Source organism: Candidatus Liberibacter sp. (assembly GCF_014048425.1).
GTDB lineage: Bacteria > Pseudomonadota > Alphaproteobacteria > Rhizobiales > Rhizobiaceae > Liberibacter.
In genome coordinates this window covers 1-201 of record NZ_JACETX010000096.1, presented here as the reverse complement: position 1 = coordinate 201, position 201 = coordinate 1, and the positions used below count along the sequence as shown (strand labels likewise).

Below are 201 nucleotides of genomic sequence, written 5' to 3'. Positions count from 1 at the left end.
ATGAAGACTTATTCCGTTAAAGAAATTTTTCTTACTCTTCAGGGAGAAGGAGCTCACGCAGGACGAGTCGCCGTTTTCTGTCGATTTTCTGGTTGTAATCTTTGGTCAGGAAGAGAGGAAGATCGTGCTACTGCACAATGTTGTTTTTGTGATACTGATTTTGTAGGTATTACAGGTAGTATGGGGGGTCGCTATAGTTCC

The 201-nt window shown here is 42.3% G+C and carries 1 pseudogene; it reads left to right on the top strand.

Features of this window, described 5'->3' with window-relative positions:
* Positions 1-201: pseudogene (locus H0G72_RS06090) on the top strand (7-carboxy-7-deazaguanine synthase); the annotation flags it as partial.